Raw genomic sequence first — 19,918 nt, 5'->3', positions numbered from 1 at the left:
GGACAAGACGGACCCGCCCGCCATGCGCTCGCCAGATCCTGCCGGCCCCTCCCCCCTCCGGGACGTGTACGTGTTCGCCACCTGCGTGGTGGACCTGTTCATGCCCGACGCCGGCCTGGACGCGATCGCCGTGCTGGAACGGATCGGCTGCCGCGTGCACCTGCCCGAGGCGCAGACCTGCTGCGGACAGCCCGCCTACACCAGCGGCTTTCCCGAAGAGTCGCGCAAGGTCGCGCGCGCGCAGCTGGACCTGTTCCCGCAGCGCTGGCCCATCGTGGTGCCGTCGGGCTCGTGCGCGGGGATGATGCGGCACCACTGGCCGCGGCTGTTCGCCGACGACCCTGTGCTGCTGGCACGCGTGCGCGATATCGGCGCGCGGGTGGTGGAGTTCTCCGACTTCCTCGCCGCGACCGACCTGCCGCTGCCCGTCGCCACCACGAACGATCCGGTGTCCGTCTGCCTGCACACCTCGTGCAGTGCGCGCCGCGAGACCGGCGCACTGGCCAGCGGCCGCCGCGTGCTGGAAGCGCTGCCCGGCGTCGAGCTGAAGATCCAGGCCTACGAATCCGAATGCTGCGGCTTCGGCGGCACGTTCGCGGTCAAGCAGCCCGACATCTCCGCCGCGATGGCCGGCGACAAGGCCGATGCGCTGGCCGAGAGCGGCTGCGATGCCTTCGTCAGCGGCGACTGCGGTTGCCTGCTCAACCTCAACGGCACGCTGGCGCGTCGCGAGGCGCCGCTGCAGGGCCGGCATATCGCCAGCTTCCTGCGCGAGCGCTGGGGCCTGCCCGCACCGGACGCCGGCGCATGAGCCTGCCTGCCGCATCCACGCGCGCGCGCTCCGCGATCCTGTCGCGGCTGCGCGCCGCCGCGCCGGTCGAACTGCCGGTGCCCGACGTCGCCGCGTACTACGCCGATGCCGGCATGCCCTCGTCGGCCGCGATGCGCGAGCGCTTCATCGCGCAGGCGCGCGGCTGGCGTGCCGAGGTGATCGAGACCGACGTTGCCGCGTGGCCCAGCGCGCTCTCCGCGGTGCTGGCGGACAAGGGCGTGCGCCGGCTGATGGCAGGCCGCGACACGGCGCTGATCGATGGCCTGCATGCCGCCACGCAGGCGGTGACGCTGGACTGGTACGACGCGCCCATCGAAACGCTGAAGCCGGTGCTGTTCGACACCGTCGATGCCGGCATCACCACCACGCTGGGCGGCATCGCCGACACCGGCAGCCTGATCCTGTGGCCGGACGCGCGCGAGCCGCGCACGCTGTCGCTGCTGCCGCCGCTGCACATCGCCGTGCTGCGCGAAGAAGACCTGCAGCCCACGCTGTACGCGGCCATGCGGCACCGGCAGTGGGCGGCGGGCCTGCCCACCAATGCGCTGCTGGTCACCGGGCCGTCGAAGACCGCCGACATCCAGCGCCTGCTGGTGTACGGCGCGCACGGTCCGCGCGAACTGGTCATCCTGCTGCTGCGCACGGAGGCCGCGGCATGAGCGCGGTGCGGCCCGCCGCCGATCCGGTCGCGTTCAAGGACAACGCGCGCCTGGTGCTGGCCGATCCGGTGCTCCGTCGCGGCTTCCGCGGCGCGATGGACTACCTGGCCGACAAGCGCGCCGCGCAGTTCCCCGAGCACGATGCGTTCGAACGCCTGCGCTCGCTGGGCGAGCACCTGCGCAAGCGCGCGCTGTCGCGGCTGCCGGATTTGCTGGAACAGCTGGAGCAGGCGCTGCACGCGCGCGGGGTGCAGGTGCACTGGGCCGAGGATGCGGCCGATGCGAACCGCATTTTCCACGAGATCGCCAAGCGCCACGACGCCACGATGATGGTCAAGGGCAAGTCGATGGTCAGCGAGGAGATCGAGCTGAACCATCGCATGCAGGAACACGGCATCGCCTGCGTCGAGACCGACATGGGCGAGTACATCCTGCAGCTCGACAACGACCGGCCCAGCCACATCATCATGCCGGCGATCCACAAGACCAAGGAAGACGTGGCGAAGATCTTCGCCGAGCACATCCCCGGCGCCGGCTACACCGAGGACGTGGACGAACTGATCGCGATCGGCCGCGTGGCGCTGCGCGACAAGTTCCGCCAGGCGAAGATCGGCGTATCCGGCGTCAACTTCATGGTCGCCGAGACCGGCTCGCTGGTGCTGGTGGAGAACGAGGGCAACGGCCGGCTGTCGACCACGGTGCCGGACGTCCACATCGCGATCACCGGCATCGAGAAGGTCATCGAGAAGCTGGAACACGTGCCGCCACTGTTCACCCTGCTGACGCGCTCGGCCACCGGCCAGGCCGTGACCACCTACCTCAACGTCATCAGCGGGCCGCGCCGCGAGGGCGAGAAGGACGGGCCGCGCGAAGTGCACCTGGTGCTGCTGGACAACGGCCGCAGCCAGGCCTTCGCCGAGGAGCGCTTCCGCGCCACGCTGCAATGCATCCGCTGCGGCGCGTGCATGAACCACTGCCCGGTCTACGCACGCATCGGCGGGCTGTCGTACGGGACGACCTATCCGGGCCCGATCGGCGCGATCATCTCGCCGCACCTGCTGGGGCTGGAATCGACCCGCGACCTGCCGACCGCGTCCAGCCTGTGCGGCGCCTGCGGCGATGTCTGCCCGGTGGGCATCCCCATCCCCGAACTGCTGATGCACCTGCGCGAAGCCGGACGCCACCATCGTCCCGCACTGCAGCAGCGCGACGCATTGAAGGGGCAGGGTGCAGTGCGTAGCATCCCTGAGGTCATCGCCTGGAAGGCGTGGCGGTTGCTGTATTCCAACGGGATGCGCTATCGCCTGTTCACCTGGATCGCCTCCCGGCTGCGCGGCCTCACGCCCGCGCACCAGGGCGGCTGGACCCGATCACGTACGCCGCTGACGCCCGCGCCGCGCTCGCTGCGCGAACGATGGCGAACGTCGCGCAGCCGCATCACCACCGAGACGCACGACACGCAGGAGCAGTAGGGGAACACGACACGCACGACCGCGGACCGGGAGCATCCGCAGTCCATACACACGAACGGCACGCAAGCGGGAACGTCTTCGGCCGGCCTTGGGAGGGGTGGCATGGCAACTGTCCAACAACACGTCGAGACGGTGTTGCGGGTGATCCATTCGGGATCGCCGAGCATCGGAAGCAACGCCAATACCGATCTGATCCACCGCTCGTGGCGCCGCTGCGCCACCGAGCACGCCCTCGATCCGGCGATGCGCCCGGACGTGCGCATCGAAACCAACTCGCGCCTGCGCGAATGCCGGCAGCAGGTGGAAGAACACCTGCACGTCGCGCGCGCCGGCATGGAGCAGCTGTACAAGCACGTCTCCGACCTCGGTTACGTGCTGCTGCTGACCGATGCGGAAGGGGTCACCCTGGACTTCATCGGCAACGACACCTGGGATGCGCCGCTGCGCCGCGCCGGCCTGGCGCTGGGCGCCAACTGGAACGAGGTCCATGCCGGTACCAACGGCATCGGCACCTGCATCGCCGAGCAGTCGACGGTGATCTGCGACCGCGAGGACCATTTCTACATCGGCCACATCGGCCTCAGCTGCACCAGCACGCCGCTGTACGATCCGGACGGTGCCTTCATGGGCGCGCTGGACGTGTCCGCGCTGTCGTCGCCGGACCGGCGCGAGAGCCTGCACCTGGCGCGTCACCTGACCGTGCTGCACGCGCGGATGATCGAGGATGCCAACTTCATCCGCCAGTTCCGTGCGCACTGGATCCTGCGCCTGGGCACGGTCGGTCCGCTGGTCGATGTCTGCGGCGAGCTGATGCTGGCGGTGGACCGCGACGGCCGCATCGTCGGCGCCAACAGCGGCGCACGCCAGCAGCTGCGCCTGCTGGAATCGCTGCACACGCGCGACGCCGCGCGCGCGCAGCTGGTGGGCAACCACCTGACCGGCGTGTTCGGCACGCGCATCGACGACATCTGGCGGCTGACCAAGGGCACCTCGCACGATTCGCGCGGCGTGGTGACCACCTGGGACGGGCAGGGCTACCACGCCTCGATGATCGCGCCCAAGACCGCGCCGCGCCTGCACGTGCAGGAGACCGGCGATGCGCCGCGCAATGCCGTGCAGGACAGCGTGCTGTCGCGGCTGTCCGGCGGCGATCCGCGCATGGACCAGTTGCTGGAACGCGCGGCGCGCCTGGTCGACAAGCCGGTCAGCATCTTCCTGCAGGGCGAGACCGGCACCGGCAAGGAAGTGCTGGCGCGCGCGCTGCACGACGCCAGCCGCCGCGCGGAGCGTCCGTTCGTGGCGGTCAATTGCGCGGCCATCCCGGAATCGCTGATCGAGAGCGAGCTGTTCGGCTATGCGCCGGGCACGTTCACCGGCGCGCGCAGCAAGGGCATGAAGGGGCTGATCCAGCGCTCCGACGGCGGCACGCTGTTCCTCGACGAGATCGGCGACATGCCGCTGCCGCTGCAGACGCGGCTGTTGCGCGTACTCGCCGAACGCGAAGTGCTGCCGCTGGGCGCGGACGAACCGGTGCGGGTCGACCTCAACGTGGTCGCGGCCTCGCACCGCGACCTGCGCCGGCAGATCGTCGCCGGTACGTTCCGCGAGGACCTGTACTACCGGCTGTGCGGCGCCACGCTGGCGTTGCCGGCGCTGCGCGAACGCGGCGACAAGGCTTTCCTGATCCAGCGCATCCTGGAGATGGAAGCGCAGGCGATGGGCGTGCGCGCCGAGATCGAGCCACAGGCAGTGACCGCGCTGTTGCGCCACGACTGGCCGGGCAACATCCGCGAGCTGCGCAATGCGCTGTGCTACGCGCTGTCGATCGCCGACGGCGCCACCATCGGCCTCGACCACCTGCCGCAAGAGGTCTTCGAGGACGACACGTCGTCCTCGCAGGCGACGGCGACGGTGATCCCGTTCCCGCGCGAGGCAGCGGCCGGCGACGACGAGCGCGGCATGTTGCTGGAGGTGCTGCGCCGCAACCGCTGGAACATCAGCGAGGCCGCGCGCGACCTGGGTACGTGCCGCGCCACGGTCTACCGGCGGATGAAGCGGCTGGACATCGTGTCGCCGACGCAGACCGAGTAGCACCGTTCTCCTGCAGTGCGCACGGCGTGACCGTGCGACCCGACGGCCCGTCCTTGCGACGGGCCGTCTTCGTTTGCGTCGCCATCGCATCGCCGCGTCAGTGGGTGCGACACCTGTCGCAGGCGGCTGCGACAGCTGGTCGCATGCACGTGTCGCAGCTGCATTGCACTGCCGCACGAAATCCGTAGCGCAAGCCGATGCCATCGGCATCAAGTCATTGATTCCACACGCATGCGCGCGCATCGCTCCGTTGCACTGCAACGTGGCACGCGGCTTGCGCTACCTCCTGCGTGGACCTGGCGCGCGTGCGCACCGGCGTCCCGGAACCACCGCCGCACCGCAGGCGCAGAGCCGCGGACCGGCCGGTCCATTCACTCGGGAGGGAAGCACCACCATGAAGAGAGAGACGATGCCGTCGCTGCCGCGCCGGTTGCCGCTCGCGCTGCTGCCGCTGCTGGCGATCGCGGGCACGGCCAGCGCGCAGACCACGTTCGACGTGATCGGTCCGCGCGAGTACGAACTGCCGGTCGGCTTCGAGCCGTTCAACGTGTTCGTGCAGTACGCCACGTACCAGGACAACGCGCGCGCGTTCGACGCCGACGGCAACCGCGTCGACGGCTCGGGCAGCAAGGCGCTGACCGGCCTGTCCAAGTACGTGCGCTTCTGGACGCCGGAATCGAACAAGAAGATCGGCGTGGCCTGGGAAGTGATCGTGCCCGAGGTCGCCATCCGCAACCGGCGCGCCCCGGAAGGCGACCGCCACATCAGCGGCATCGGCGATCCGCTGACCGGCTTCGCCATCTGGTACAAGCCCAGCGAGAAGCCACGCTCGGCTTCCAGTCGTTCGTGCAGATCCCCACCGGCACCGAGCGCGTCAGCGACACCAACTGGAAGAACCTGTCGAGCTTCTTCTGGGACTGGCGCATGGGCGACAAGTTCGGCTGGACCGGCGACGCCGGCTTCGTCTGGCAGAGCCGTCGCGACAACGGCATCCAGCCCGGCCTGTCGCTGCACACCAACAACCGCTTCGCCTACCGCGCGTCGCAGCGGCTGGAGCCGTTCCTGGCGCTCGACGCCGAACACACCGAAGCCAACGACGGCCTGCCGACCGGCTGGGCGATCGATGGCGGCGCCGGCCTGATGGTGCACACGTTCGACAACCAGTCGATCACGTTGCGCTACTCGACCTCGCTCGACGGCAAGAACCACAGCGTCAACGACAGCTTCAACCTGAAGTACGCCTACGTGTGGTGATCGCCGCCGGTGGCGCGCCGTTCCCCATGGACGGCGCGCCCGCAAGGACAACGCAAGCAAAGGAAACCCCATGACACAGACTTACCAGAACTACATCGATGGCGCGTTCGTCGCCGGCGGCGGCGCCACCGTCGACGTCACCAATCCCGCCGACGGTGCGCTGCTCGCGCGCATTCCGGACAGCGATGCCGCGACCGTCGACGCCGCCGTGTCCGCCGCACGGCGCGCGCAGCCGGCGTGGGAGAAGCTGGCGCCGATCGAACGCGCTGGCTACCTGCGCAAGATCTCCGCCAAGCTGCGCGAGCACCGCAAGGACCTCGCCGGCGTGATCGTCCGCGAGCAGGGCAAGATCCAGCAGCTGGCGCAGGTCGAGGTCGACTTCACCGCCGACTACATCGACTACATGGCCGAGTGGGCGCGTCGCCTGGAGGGCGAGATCCTCACCAGCGACCGCGCCAACGAGAACATCTTCCTGTTCCGCAAGCCGATCGGTGTGGTCGCCGGCATCCTGCCGTGGAACTTCCCGTTCTTCCTGATCGCCCGCAAGCTGGCGCCCGCGCTGATCACCGGCAACACCATCGTGATCAAGCCCAGCGAGGAAACGCCGATCAATGCATACGAGTTCGCGAAACTCGTCGCCGAGACCGACCTGCCGAAGGGTGTGTTCAACCTGGTCGGCGGCCTCGGCCGCAGCACCGGGCAGGCGCTGGTCGAGCATCCGCAGGTCGACCTGATCACCTTCACCGGCAGCGTCGCCACCGGCAGCCGCATCATGCAGACGGCCGGCCGCAACCTGACCCGGGTGAACCTGGAACTCGGCGGCAAGGCCCCGGCGATCGTGCTGGCCGATGCCGACCTCGACCTGGCGGCGAAGGCGATCTACGACTCGCGCGTCATCAACACCGGGCAGGTCTGCAACTGCGCCGAGCGCGTCTATGTCGAGCGCGGCGCGCACGAGGCGCTGGTCGAGCGGCTGGTGAAGCTGTTCCGCGATACGAAGTACGGCGATCCGTCAGAACGCGACGACCTGCAGATGGGTCCGCTGGTGAACCAGGCCGGCCTGGACAAGGTGTCGGCGGCGGTGGAGCAGGCCAAGCGCGATGGCGCCACCATCGTCACCGGCGGCAAGCCGGCCGACCTGGGCAAGGGCTTCCATTACGAACCGACGCTGATCGTCGATGCGCGCGCCGACATGGCGATCATGCGCGAGGAGACGTTCGGCCCGGTGCTGCCGATCCAGGTGGTCGACAGCCTCGACGAGGCCATCGCGCTGGCCAACGACTCCGAGTACGGGCTGACGTCATCGATCTTCACCCGCGACATCAATGGCGCGATGAAGGCCGCGCGCGAGTTGCGCTTCGGCGAGACCTACATCAACCGCGAGCACTTCGAAGCCATGCAGGGCTTCCACGCGGGCCGGCGCAAGTCCGGCATCGGCGGCGCCGACGGCAAGCACGGCCTGCTCGAGTTCACCGAGACCCACGTGGTCTACCTGCAGACGCCCTGAAGAAGAGACCAGCCACGATGAGCGAAGCGAAAGAACAGGGCGGTTGCGCATGCGCATGCGCCGGACATCCCGACGACAGCGGGCGACGCAGCATGCTGACCGGCGCACTCGCGCTGGCCGCACTGGCGCCGTTGGCCGCGGTCAGCGGCGGCGCGCAGGCGCAGGCGGCCGCCCCGGCCACCACGCGCAGCCCCAAGCCCGAGCCGGGCGACAAGCTGGCCTTCATGATCGGGCCGAAGGCGGGCAAGGAAGTGAAGCCCGCCGACATCGAAGTCGGCAAGCCGCCGGTGCTCGCGTACCCGATGGATCCGGCGACCGGCAAGGTGCTGATCTCGAAAGCCAACCTGCTGACGGTGGTGCGGCTGAAGCCGGCCGACCTGAAGCCGACCAGCGCCCGCAACGCCGCCGACGGCATCGTCGCGTTCTCGTCGCTGTGCACGCACTACGGCTGTCCCATCACCACGCTGCACCCGAGCCAGACGCAGATCGTCTGCAACTGCCATGGCTCGGTGTTCGACGCGGCCAACCGCGGCGCCGTCACCACCGGGCCGGCCACGCGCCGGCTGGCGATGCTGCCGGTGACGATCAAGGACGGCGCGCTGGTGGTCAGCGGCAAGTTCGACGGACCGCTCGGTCCGCCGACCACCTGACCCGCACGCACGTCCACGTCCACTTTCCTTGCACCACACACCAACGCTTCACCCGGGAGGAGACCCATGCACCTGAAACTGATCACGGCCGCGCTCGTCGCGTCCCTCGCTTCGGCCCCGCTCGCCGCGGCCGATTACCAACCCGTCACCGACGCGCGCCTGGCCAAGCAGGAGCCGGCGAACTGGCTGCTGACCAAAGGCAACTACGCCGGCTGGAGCTACAGCGAACTGGACCAGGTCACCACCGCCAACGTCGCCAAGCTGCGGCCGGTGTGGTCCGCGGCCACCGGCGTGAATTCGGGCCATGAAGCGCCCGCCATCGTCAACGGCGAGTACATGTTCGTGGCCACGCCGCACAACCAGGTGATCGCCTACGACACCCGCACCGGCAAGGTCCGCTGGAAGTTCGTGCGCGAAGTGCCGGAAGGCTTGGGCGCGCTCCACCGCACCAACCGCGGCGTGTCGCTGTACGGCGACAAGGTGTACGTCGGCAGCATCGACTGCATGCTCAGCGCGCTGGACGCCAAGACCGGCACGCTGGTGTGGGAAGCGCAGGTCTGCGACTGGGAACAGGACAGCGCCTACATCACGTCCGCGCCGCTGGTGGTCAAGGGCAAGGTACTGATCGGGCCGTCCGGCGGCGAGTTCGGCGTGCGCGGCTTCCTCAAGGCCTTCGATGCCGAAACCGGCAAGCTGGCCTGGACGCGCTACAGCGTGCCGGGGCCGGGCGAGAAGGGCTTCGAGACGTGGCCGCAGGACGGCGAGTGGAAGGACGCGTGGAAGAACGGTGGCGGCACCATGTGGATGCCGGGCAACTACGACGCGACCAACAACGTCATCTACTGGGGCGTCGGCAACGGCGCGCCGTGGCTGGGCGACCAGCGCCCGGGCGACAACCTGTACCTGGCCTCGGTGCTCGCGCTGGATCCGGAGAGCGGCGACATCGTCAGCCACTTCCAGTACCACTGGAATGATTCGTGGGACTGGGCCGGCATGAACGCGCCGACGCTGGTGGAGTTCAACCGCAACGGCAAGAAGGTGTCGGGCCTGATCAGCGCGCAGCGCAACGGCCGCCTGTACTGGCTGGACCGCGACGACAAGGGCCAGATCACCTACAACAAGTCCGAGCCGTACGTGCACAACACGGTGTTCACCAGCATCGATCCGAAGACCGGCCGTCCGACCTACAACGAAGAGGCCAAGCCGGCCACCGGCAAGACGCGCACCTACTGCCCCAGCCTGTGGGGCGGCAAGGACTGGCCGTACGAGGCGTACAACCCGAAGACCGGCATGCTGTACATCCCGTACAACGACAACCACTGCCTCACCCTGACCGGCATGATCCAGCCGCGCATCCCGGGACAGTGGTCGGCGGGCGTGGACATCAACCGCCTCGACCTGTCGGTGAAGAAGGACTTCGACCACATCGGCGGCATCCAGGCGTGGAGCGTGGACGGCGGCAAGGAGGTGTGGCGCGAGAAGTACCCGCACTCGTGGAACTGGGGTTCGATCATGACCACCGCCGGCGGCGTGCTGTTCGCCGGGGGCACCAACGATCGCATGTTCCGCGCGTACGACGCCAAGACGGGCAAGCTGCTGTGGGAGTTCCCCACGCCGTCCGGCATCATCGCGCCGCCCAGCACCTTCACCGTCGACGGCAAGCAGTACATCGCCGTGGTGTCCGGCTGGGGTGTGGACGCGCAATGGATCCAGGGCAAGATGCACGGCCTGGCGGGATGGGAGAAAGCGGTGCCGGAAGGCGGCTCGGTGTGGGTGTTCGCCCTGGGCGACTGATCCGTGCATCCGCTCTCCATCGCCTGCGCGGCCCCGACGACGGGGTCGCGCAGCGCGCTCACCACGATCCAGGAATTCCCGAATGTCACCGAAATCCCTATTTCCCTGTCTCGTCGTCGCCGTGCTCGCCCTGCTGCCGCTGCACGCGGCGGCCAGGACCTGCAACGTCGCCATCGGCAGCAACGATGCGATGCAGTTCGACAAGCAGGAGATCCGCATCGCCGCCGACTGCACGCAAGTGAAACTGACGCTGCGGCATACTGGCGCCCTTCCCGCCGAGGTGATGGGCCACAACTGGGTGCTGACGACCACCGCCAATCTCGAAGCGCTCGCCACTGCGGCCGGCAAGCTTCCCGCCAGCAGCGACCACGTGCCGAAGGGCGATGCGCGCGTGCTGGCCGCCAGCAAGGTGGTGGGCGGCGGACAGTCGACCACCTTCACCTTCTCCACGTCGCCGCTGCGCAAGGGCGGCGACTACACGTTCTTCTGCTCGGTGCCGGGCCACTGGATGATGATGAAAGGCAAGCTGGTGTTCGGATGATCCAGGCATGCGCATGAGGTCGCGGGTCTCGCCGTTGCTGGGCGCGGCGCTGTTGGCGCCGGCCGCGTTGGCCGCGCCCGCGGGCGAACCGGCGGCGCCGATGGAAACGCTGGATCGCGTGGTCGTCACCGCGACGCGACTGGAGACGGTGGACGGCTTCGATGCGCCGGCATCGACCAGCGTGGTCGCACTCGGCGAGGGCGGCGCGCGTCCGCAGGCGGCCTTGTCGGAAGTGCTGGACGGAATTCCCGGCGTGCTGGCGCGCGAACGGCAGAACCTCGCGCAGGACACGCAGCTGTCGATCCGCGGCTTCGGCGCGCGTTCCACCTTCGGTGTGCGCGGGCTGCGGCTGTACGCCGATGGCGTGCCGGCGACGATGCCGGACGGGCAGGGCCAGGTCTCGCACGTCACCATGCTCGCGGCGGACCGGGTCGAAGTGCTGCGCGGTCCGTTCTCGGCGCTGCATGGCAACTCCTCCGGCGGCGTGATCCAGGTGTGGAGCGACATCCCCGACGAGGGACACGAAGCGCGCGTGCAGGCCAGCGTGGCCAGCCACGACAGCAGCGTGATCGGCGCGCGCCTGCGTGGTGCCGGTGATGTGGTGGGCTACAGCGTGGCGGCGTCCGTGCTGGATACGCAGGGCTACCGCGACCACAGCGCGGCGCGGCGGGAATCGCTGAACGCCAAGCTGCGGTTCCGCCCGGGTACCGGCACGCTGGACCTGCTGCTCAACCATTTCAATGCCCCCGATGCGAAGGATCCGCTGGGCCTGACGCGCGCGCAGGCCTGGGACGATCCGAGCCAGGCATCGCCGGTCGCGACCCAGTACGACACGCGCAAGTCGGTCCGCCAGGACCAACTGGGCGCGGTCTACGAGTGGCCGTTCGCCGACGGGCATCGCCTGCGCGCGATGGCCTACGGCGGGCGCCGTGAGGTGGAGCAGTACCTGGCGCTGCCGATCGCGGCGCAAGCCAACCGGCTCAACTCCGGTGGCGTGATCGATCTCGACAACGACTACGGCGGCGCCGACCTGCGCTGGTCGTGGACCGGCGATCTCGCCGGGCGGCCGTTCGAGCTGAGTGCGGGCACCAATGCGGACCGCCAGCGCCAGCATCGCCGCGGCTACGAGAACTTCGTCGGCACGACGCTGGGCGTGCGCGGCGCGCTGCGCCGCGACGAGCGCAACCAGGTGTGGAACGTGGACCAGTACGCGCAGGCGTGGTGGCGCGTGGCGCCGCGCTGGTCGCTGCTGGTGGGTGCGCGCCACAGCCGGGTCGGTTTCCGTTCGGACGACGACTACATCGCGACCGGCAATCCCGACGACAGCGGCTGCGTGGTCTACGAGCGCACGACGCCGGTGGCCGGCGTGGTGTTCGCGCCGGCGGAGGCGTGGCGTGTGTATGCCTCGGTCGGACGCGGCTTCGAGACGCCGACCTTCAACGAAGTCGGCTACCGCGCCGACGGTGGCGCCGGACTGGCCTTCGACCTGCGACCGGCGACCACGCGCAATGCCGAGCTGGGCATGAAATGGCGCGGCGAGCACGGCGCGCGCGTCGAAGCCGCGCTGTTCCGCGCCGATACCGACGACGAACTGGCGGTCGCGCGCAATGTCGGCGGCCGCAGCAGCTTCCGCAATGTCGGCGCCGCCCGCCGGCAGGGCGTGGAGATGCAGGCCGACCTGCCGCTCTCGGAGGCCTGGCACCTGCAGGCCGCCTACACCTGGCTGGATGCGACGTTCCGCGACAGCTTCCCGATCTGCACGGCGACGGGTTGCACCTCGCCGGTCGTGCAGGTGGCGGCCGGCACGCGCATTCCCGGCGTCGCACGGCAGCAGGCGTCGCTGCGGCTGCGCTGGCAGGGTGCGCACTGGAACGCGGCGGCGCAGCTGCTCGGCGTCGGCGATGTCACGGTGAACGACACCGGCAGCGAACGCGCGCCCGGCTACGTTCTGCTCAACCTCGAAGTCGTGCGCGACTGGTCGGCGGGCAGCGGACGTCTGCAGGGCTTCGCGCGCATCGACAACGCGCTGGACCGATTCCACATCGGCTCGGTCATCGTCAACGAAGGCAACGGGCGCTTCTACGAACCCGGCGCGGACCGCACGTTCACCCTCGGCCTGCGCTGGCTGTGGGCTGACGGCTGAGGCGCGCGCTTCAGGGCGACGGAGACGGCCCTGACGCGCGTCGCTTGGCGACGTACTGCATGATGTCGATGAAGGGCGCCACCCAGTAGACGTCCGGGTGCGCGGCGAGATGGCGCAGCAACTGCTCGTGCGCCTCGCTGGATACCGCCAGGTGGTCGCAGCCGATGCCGTGGAAGGTGAAGCTGGCCATCGTGCCGCGGCGGGCGGCCTCTTCCACGCGCGCGATCAGCTGTTCGCCGGTGACGTCCACCGGCACGTCGACCGGGACGGCGGCGGGATCGAGCGTGGCCATGTCGGCGACCACGCCACCGCCACCGCGCTTGATGGCGACGAACTCCGAGGCGACAACGTCGACATAGTTGCCGTCGCTCGCCTGCGTATCGCCGCAGGGCACGGTCATCGTGCGCGCGGTGCGGCCGTCCAGCGCCATCAGCATTACGTTCGCCAGCCGCACCTGGTCGGTCATCTGCCCGACCGTGGTGGTGTCGAGGTTGCGCTGCGGTTCCACCCAGGCGCGATCCGGCAGCGAGGCCGAGCACTGGTGGAACAGGCTGTGGTTGCCGAGTTCGTGGCCGTTGCGTGCGGCGGCGACCCACTCCCGCTGGCGCGTGCGCAGCGTGTCGGCGGCCAGCGTCAGGTAGAAGCTGCCCTTCAGGCCGTGGCGGTCGAGCGCGGGAATCGCATTGTCGAGCTGCGACGGCGCGGCGTCGTCGTAGGCGAGGCTGACGGCGGCTTTGCGGCCGCCGGGCCACGGGAACGGTTCGGTCGCCTGCACCGTGCCGGCGACGGTCGCCAGCACCAGCAGGGCGAAGCGCCGGGCGCCGCGCATGCCTTACTGCACCAGCGTCTGGATGGCGCGTGCGGGGATCGTCACCACCGCCGAGGCCTGGCCGACATAGAAGTTGTAGGCGATCTCCTTGTCGGTCGGGTTCATCACCACCGTCGCCAGGCGGCCGTCGGGATTGACGAAGGCGGTGGCCAGCAGCGTGCTGCGGCTGCTCGCGGTGCTGACGCGGCGCGCCTCGGGGCGGATGAACTTGGAGAAGTGGCCGATGTAGTAGTAGCTGGGCGTGTAGATCAGCTCACCCGTGCGCGTGTCGGCGTGCAGCGGCGCGAAGCAGAAGTTGCCCACGTGGTTGGGGCCGCCGGTCTGGTCGAGCAGCATGTTCCAGTCGGTCCAGCCCACGGCGCCGTTGTTGAAGTCGTTGATCATCGAGGTGCCGTAGCGCTCGGCGTTCGGCCAGTGCTGGTAGCGCGCCGGGTCGAACTTCTCCACCGCCGCCTCGGTCAGCAGCACCGGCTTGTCGGGGAAGGCTTCGGTCACGGCGGCCACGTTGCGGAACATCGGGTCGAAGCCAGCCCAGGTCTCGTACCAGTGGAAGCCCAGGCCCCACGCGTACTTCGCCGCTTCCGGATCGCCCAGGATCACCTGCGCGCGATACAGCATCATGTCGCGGTTGTGGTCCCACACGATGATCTTCTTGTCGGCGTAGCCGGCCGCATGCATGGTCGGGCCGAGATGCAGCTTGAGGAAGTCGCGCTCCTCTTCGGCCGTGTACAGCATCGATTCCCAGGTCTGCGTGGCCATCGGCTCGTTCTGCACGGTGATGCCCCAGATCGGGATGCCTTCCTTCTCGTAGGCCTGGATGAACTTCACGTAGTAGTTCGCCCACGCGTCGCGGTACTCGGGCAGCAGCGCGCCGCCCTTCAGCATGTGCTGGTTGGTCTTCATGAAGGCCGGCGCGCTCCACGGGCTGGCGTACAGCGGCAGCGCGCCGCCGGCGGCGGCGATGGCCTGCTTGATCATCGGGATGCGCGCCGTGCGGTCGTGCTCGATGGAGAACGTGGCGAGTTCCTTGTCGCCTTCCTCGATGTAGGTATAGCTGGCGGAGCTGAAGTCGGAGCTGTGGATGGTGGTGCGCGCGATCGAATAGCCGATGCCGTCCTGCCTGTCGTAGTAGGCGCGCATGAACTCGGCGCGCTTCTCCGGCGACAGCGTGGCGTAGACCTCGGCGGTGGAATCGGTGATCGCCCCGCCGATGCCGAGCAGCGCCTGGTGCTGCTTCGACGGGTCGACGAAGATCGAGTTCTCCACTTCGGTCAGCGTGTGGCCCGGCTTCAGCGTGGCGGTGCCGGTGCGCGCCAGCCGCTGCGCGCTGTCCTGCGCCGTGGTGTAGATGGTGACCGTGACGGGGGTGTTGTCGGCGGCCGCTGCGGAAGGCGCGGCACTCATCGACATGGCCAGCACGGCGGCGGCGAACAGGGGGGTATGGCGCATCGGCAGGATCCTCGTGGGCGCGGCATGGCATCCCGCGATGCGCGCGGGCGGCGTCCAGACGCGGTAGTTGACAGCGCTGTCATACAGTTGCTACACCATGCTGTCAACCGGATGCGCGGGGCGTCCGCGTCGATGTGTTGCACGACCGGGATTTGCGTGTGGTGCGAAGCAGGATGTGTTGCCGTGCAGCATGACAGGTGCGTCGCCGATCCCTCGTCAGGACGGACACGATACCCAGTTGCGCGCGGCGCTGTCAGAATCCGGCCTCGTTGCCGGAAGGGATGGACGAAGTGGAGCGGGAACCGTCTTATGCGTAGTCGGATCGAGGATGTGGCCGCCGCTGCCGGCGTTTCGATGAAGACCGTGTCGCGCGTGCTCAACAACGAGCCCAACGTGCGCGACGAGATGCGCCAGCGCGTGATGGCGGCCGTCGAGAAGCTGCAGTACCGGCCCAACCTGTCGGCGCGCAGCCTGGCGGGGCAGCGTTCGTACGTGATCGCGCTGGTCTACAACAACCCGTCGCGCAACTACCTGATGGAAATCCAGAGCGGCATGCTGGATGCCTGCCGCGACCACCACTACAACCTGGTGCTGGCGCCGGTCGGTTCGGCCAAGCAGCGCAAGGCCGAAGACCTCAAGGTCGTGTTCGAGCACTTCGCGCCGGATGGCGTGGTGCTGATCCCGCCGCTGACCGACGATCCGGCGGTCCTCGAATTCCTCGAGCAGCACGAGGTGCCGTACGCCTCGATCGCGCCCAAGCATCCGGAAGGCCGCATCGGCGTGATGATGGACGAGACCGCGGCTGTGCTGGAGCTGATGGCCGGGCTGGTGGCGCAGGGCCATCGCCGTATCGCGCACATCAAGGGTCCGCCCGCGCACGGCGCCTGCCAGTGGCGCTACAAGGGTTACCGGGACGCGCTGAAGAAAGCGGGGCTGGAGTACGACGCCGGCCTGGTGGTGCAGGGCGCGTTCTCGTTCGAATCCGGCATCGAGGCCGGCAACGCGCTGCTCGATCTCAAGCAGCCGCCGACCGCGATCTTCGCGGCCAACGACGACATGGCGGCGGGCGTGATCCGGGCCGCGTGCGAGCGCGGGCTCGCGGTGCCGCGCGACATCTCGGTCTGCGGGTTCGACGACACGCCGATCGCGCGCCACATCTATCCCGCGCTCACCACCGTGCGCCAGCCGACGTCGGAGATGGGCAAGCTCGCGACGTTGCAGCTGCTGTCGCGCATCCGCGCAGCGGAGGCAGGCGGCATGGTGCAGGTCGAGCACGAAGTGCTGTTCCGCGAGTCCACCCAGCCGCCGCCCCGGCGCTGATTGCCGGCCGACGATGAGGTCCAACGGCGCGCGATGCGCCTGTTCGCGCATGCCTCGCGCCCCCGGCAGCTTCCATACCAATAGAAAACCTTAGGTCTGGTCGCGCAGAAAATTTCTTGCGGTGTGGTGTCTCGGCAAGAATGAAGAAAACGGTTTCAGCTGCGTCGCAACATGCGAGAAAGCGCTTAAAAAAAGCCGTTTTTCAATTCATGTAGTGAAAATCAGGAAAAGTTGACAACGCTGTCAATCACGCGTCCAATGCGGCCCAATGCGAGAGGCCATGGGGACCTTGAGCACGTACGCCAACGCCATTCGTGAATTTCCGGAGAGGGGAAAGTCCATGAAGCAAGTTCGATCCGTTCCAAAGAAGCGGGTGCTGACATCCGCCCTGTTGCTCGCACTGGCCGGACCCGCCTGGGCGCAGCAGGCAGAGCCGCAAGGCAGCGCCCCCGCGACGGCCGCAGCCGACCAGGTGGATCCCACCGAGCTCGACACCGTCGTCGTCAAGGGCATACGCGCCAGTCTCGAGTCGTCGATGAACCTCAAGCGCGACGCGCAGGGCGTCGTCGACGGCATCGTGGCCGAGGACATCGGCAAATTCCCCGATACCAACCTCGCCGAGTCACTGCAGCGCATCAGCGGTGTGTCGATCGACCGTACGTCGAGCGGTGAAGGTTCGAAGGTCACCGTGCGCGGCATGGGTCCGGACTACAACCTGGTGCTGCTCAACGGCCGCCAGATGCCGGCGTCGAACCTGGGCAGCGGCGGTGCGGGCAATTCGACCTCGCGTTCGTTCGACTTCGCCAACCTGGCCAGCGAATCGATCTCCGAAGTGCGCGTGTTCAAGACCGGCCGCGCGGACAATCCGACCGGCGGCATCGGTGCGACCATCGACGTGCGCACGGCGCGCCCGCTCGAAGCCGATCCGGTGGCCAGCTTCGGCCTGAAGGCCGTCAACGACAGTTCCAATCGCAATCTGCCCACGACACTGCAGGGCGACGATTTCACCGGCGAGATGTCCGGCATCTTCAGCCAGACCTATGCCGATGGGCGCTTCGGCATCACCCTGAGCGGCAGCTACCAGGAGCGCGATTCCGGCTTCAACCAGGCCTCGGTGGCCGACGGCTGGCTGACGTTCTACGGCGACAACACGAACAGCTGGCAGCGCCTGCCGCTGCCGGGCGAGACCTATTACAACCGCATCCAGAACCGTCCAGGCCTGGACGACGTGTACGCGCGTCCGCAGAACACGGGCTACAGCGTCAACGGCGTCCAGCGCCAGCGCACCAACGGCCAGGTGACCCTGCAGTGGGCGCCGACCGACCGCGTGACCACGACGCTTGACTACAACTACATTGAGAACAAGGTGCAGCAGCAGCGCAGCGAGTTGTCGGTGTGGTTCAACTACGGCCCGGGCGACAGCTCGTGGACCGATGGCCCGGTCGCCGCGCCGATCATCTACTCCGAGGACATGACCGGCGCCGACCTGTCGATGGGCGGCATGCAGCTGGCCACGAAGACGCAGGGCGATTCGCTGGGCTTCAACGTGGAGTGGGAGGTCAGCGACAACCTGAACCTCGAGTTCGACTACCACAACTCGCAGTCCGAATCGAAGCCGGACAGTCCGCTGGGTTCGGCCGGCGTGCTCGGCGTCGCCGCCTACGTGCGTGGTACCACCACGGTCGACTACTCGGGCGAGATCCCGATCGTCAACGTCGTGTTGCCGCCGGGCCAGACCGAAGTGCTGGCGTCGCAGGCGCTGGTCACGGGTTCGGTGTTCCAGAACAGCTACAACAAGTCCGAGGTCGAGCAGATGCAGGCCAAGGGCCGCTTCGAGTTCGGCGAGTACTCGGGCCTGGACTTCGGCGTGTCGGCGATGGACGTGCGGAACCGTTCGGCCTCGGCGGTGATGCAGCGCGATACCTGGGGCGGCGTGGGCACGCCGGCGGACTACGACGACAGCATCTGGTACACCGACCACATGTCGCGGTACTTCGATGCGTTCGGCAACCACAACAATCCCAACTGGACCGACGCCTTCCTGGTGTTCGACTTCGAGCGCCTGCGCCAGGCGGCGATCAACGAGTCCGGGTGCGCGACCTGCTACCAGATGCCCACCCAGTTCACCGACGACATCCGCACGACGGAAAAGTCCAAGAGCGCATACGTGCAGTGGACCACGATGTTCGACTGGTCGATGCCGCTGCACCTGGCGCTGGGCGTCCGGTACGAGGAGACCGAAGTGGTCTCCACCGCGCTGGAGCGCGTCGGCGAGACCATCAGCTGGGTGGCCGCCAACGAGCTGTACGTGAACTATGCGGCCGGACAATCGTTCGGCCGGCGCGAGGGCAAGTACGACTACCTGCTGCCGAACCTGGACCTGAAGCTGGATCTGAGCGACAACATGGTGCTGCGCGGCAGCTACAGCCAGACCATCGGCCGTCCGGGCTGGGGCGCCATCCGCGGTGGCCAGCAGCTGGCCAACGTGGTGCGCATCAGCGGCGGTGACGGCAGCCGCGGCGATCCGTCGCTGGAGCCGCTGCTGTCGGACAACTTCGACCTGTCGTTCGAGTGGTACTACGGGTCGGGCAGCTACTTCTCGGTCGGCTATTTCCGCAAGGACATCGAGAACTTCATCAGCGACACCGTGGTGCGCGAGGAGCCTTTCGCGTTGCACACCCCGGTGGGTGGCACGTACTGGAACAATGCGCTGGCGGCGGGGTGCCTGCCGACCGACGGCGATTGCATCCGTACTTACATCTTCACCAACCACGCCAACGATCCGGGCGTAAATGTTGCGGCAGGTACGATCACCGGCCAGCCGGGCGATCCAATCGCCGGGTTCAACATCACGGTGCCGGCCAACCAGCGTTCGGACACGCTTGATGGCTTCGAGGTCAACGTGCAGCACGTGTTCGGCGAAAGCGGCTTCGGCCTGGCGGCGAACTACACCAAGGTGGATTCTGGCCTGACGTTCGACAATACGGACCTGGGCGACCAGTATCCGCTGGCGGGCCTCAGCGATTCGGCCAACCTGGTGGCGTTCTACGACAAGGGGCCCTGGCAGGTGCGTGCGGCCTACAACTGGCGCGACGAGTTCTTCAGCGGTGTCGGCGGGCAGGGCAACAATCCGAACTACACGGAAGCCTACGGCCAGCTCGACATGAACGTCAGCTACCAGGTGACGCCACAGCTGACGCTCAGCCTGGAGGGCATCAACCTCACCGACGAGACGCAGCGTACCCACGCCCGTCACGAGAACATGGTGCGGTTCGCCACCCAGACCGGTCCGCGCTACATGTTCGGCCTGCGGTACAAGTTCTGACCGCAGCGGCGTGATCCAGGGCGGAGTCGCCGGCGTGTCCGGCGGCTCCGTC

At 68.2% G+C, this 19,918-nt stretch carries 15 protein-coding genes; 12 read left to right on the top strand and 3 right to left on the bottom strand.

Features of this window, described 5'->3' with window-relative positions; translation table 11 throughout:
* Positions 1–22: 22 nt before the first annotated feature.
* From AC04MD_RS12390 to AC04MD_RS12375, 4 genes are all read left to right on the top strand, one after another.
* Positions 23–811 (top strand): (Fe-S)-binding protein, encoded by a 789-nt coding sequence (locus tag AC04MD_RS12390; RefSeq protein ID WP_475497556.1) that lies wholly within the window; start codon positions 23–25, stop codon positions 809–811.
* Positions 808–1,491, top strand: coding sequence for a LutC/YkgG family protein (locus tag AC04MD_RS12385; protein ID WP_475497555.1), 684 nt, complete (start codon positions 808–810; stop codon positions 1,489–1,491). Before AC04MD_RS12390 ends, AC04MD_RS12385 begins: the two co-directional genes overlap by 4 nt.
* Positions 1,488–2,963: a LutB/LldF family L-lactate oxidation iron-sulfur protein gene (locus tag AC04MD_RS12380; RefSeq protein ID WP_475497554.1), complete on the top strand. Its 1,476-nt coding sequence runs from the start codon at positions 1,488–1,490 to the stop codon at positions 2,961–2,963. Before AC04MD_RS12385 ends, AC04MD_RS12380 begins: the two co-directional genes overlap by 4 nt.
* A 102-nt stretch (positions 2,964–3,065) precedes the next feature.
* Entirely contained in the window at positions 3,066–5,054 is a 1,989-nt protein-coding gene (locus AC04MD_RS12375) for a sigma-54-dependent Fis family transcriptional regulator (RefSeq protein ID WP_475497553.1), read from the top strand.
* A 279-nt stretch (positions 5,055–5,333) separates the two neighbouring features.
* Here the strand turns inward: AC04MD_RS12375 and AC04MD_RS12370 are convergent, their stop codons facing one another.
* Positions 5,334–5,855 carry a hypothetical protein gene (locus AC04MD_RS12370; protein WP_475497552.1) on the bottom strand — a complete coding sequence of 174 codons (522 nt, stop codon included), beginning with the start codon at positions 5,853–5,855 and terminating at the stop codon, positions 5,334–5,336.
* A 45-nt stretch (positions 5,856–5,900) separates the two neighbouring features.
* On the opposite strand from AC04MD_RS12370, the gene AC04MD_RS12365 reads away from it, so the two are divergent.
* The 6 genes from AC04MD_RS12365 to AC04MD_RS12340 all read left to right on the top strand — a co-directional run bounded on the left by AC04MD_RS12365 (position 5,901) and on the right by AC04MD_RS12340 (position 12,943).
* Positions 5,901–6,308: a hypothetical protein gene (locus AC04MD_RS12365; protein WP_475497551.1), complete on the top strand. Its 408-nt coding sequence runs from the start codon at positions 5,901–5,903 to the stop codon at positions 6,306–6,308.
* Between the two features lie 70 nt (positions 6,309–6,378).
* On the top strand, positions 6,379–7,815 hold the full coding sequence (aldA, locus tag AC04MD_RS12360; protein ID WP_475497550.1) for an aldehyde dehydrogenase: 1,437 nt from the start codon (positions 6,379–6,381) through the stop codon (positions 7,813–7,815).
* 17 nt (positions 7,816–7,832) lie between these two features.
* Positions 7,833–8,465 (top strand): QcrA and Rieske domain-containing protein, encoded by a 633-nt coding sequence (locus AC04MD_RS12355; RefSeq protein ID WP_475497549.1) that lies wholly within the window; start codon positions 7,833–7,835, stop codon positions 8,463–8,465.
* Positions 8,466–8,531: 66 nt separating this feature from the next.
* Positions 8,532–10,259 carry a PQQ-dependent dehydrogenase, methanol/ethanol family gene (locus tag AC04MD_RS12350; protein ID WP_313927710.1) on the top strand — a complete coding sequence of 576 codons (1,728 nt, stop codon included), beginning with the start codon at positions 8,532–8,534 and terminating at the stop codon, positions 10,257–10,259.
* Positions 10,260–10,341: 82 nt separating this feature from the next.
* On the top strand, positions 10,342–10,800 hold the full coding sequence (gene azu, locus AC04MD_RS12345; protein ID WP_475497548.1) for an azurin: 459 nt from the start codon (positions 10,342–10,344) through the stop codon (positions 10,798–10,800).
* Positions 10,801–10,807: 7 nt separating this feature from the next.
* Positions 10,808–12,943, top strand: coding sequence for a TonB-dependent receptor family protein (locus tag AC04MD_RS12340; RefSeq protein WP_475497547.1), 2,136 nt, complete (start codon positions 10,808–10,810; stop codon positions 12,941–12,943).
* 10 nt (positions 12,944–12,953) lie between these two features.
* On the opposite strand, the gene AC04MD_RS12335 is transcribed toward AC04MD_RS12340, so the two are convergent.
* Positions 12,954–13,772 (bottom strand): polysaccharide deacetylase family protein, encoded by an 819-nt coding sequence (locus AC04MD_RS12335; RefSeq protein WP_475497546.1) that lies wholly within the window; start codon positions 13,770–13,772, stop codon positions 12,954–12,956.
* 3 nt (positions 13,773–13,775) lie between these two features.
* Entirely contained in the window at positions 13,776–15,221 is a 1,446-nt protein-coding gene (locus AC04MD_RS12330) for a glycoside hydrolase family 30 protein (RefSeq protein ID WP_475497545.1), read from the bottom strand.
* Between the two features lie 309 nt (positions 15,222–15,530).
* On the opposite strand from AC04MD_RS12330, the gene AC04MD_RS12325 reads away from it, so the two are divergent.
* Positions 15,531–16,541: a LacI family DNA-binding transcriptional regulator gene (locus AC04MD_RS12325; RefSeq protein WP_475497544.1), complete on the top strand. Its 1,011-nt coding sequence runs from the start codon at positions 15,531–15,533 to the stop codon at positions 16,539–16,541.
* A 340-nt stretch (positions 16,542–16,881) separates the two neighbouring features.
* The gene (locus AC04MD_RS12320) at positions 16,882–19,866 is read left to right on the top strand and encodes a TonB-dependent receptor (RefSeq protein ID WP_475497543.1); all 2,985 of its coding nucleotides are present in this window, start codon (positions 16,882–16,884) and stop codon (positions 19,864–19,866) included.
* The last annotated feature ends 52 nt before the right edge of the window (positions 19,867–19,918 follow it).

It is taken from the genome of Pseudoxanthomonas sp. LjRoot206 (assembly GCF_056175725.1).
The sequence above is the reverse complement of the archived record's forward strand: the minus strand, read 5'-3'. Positions and strand labels throughout refer to the sequence as shown.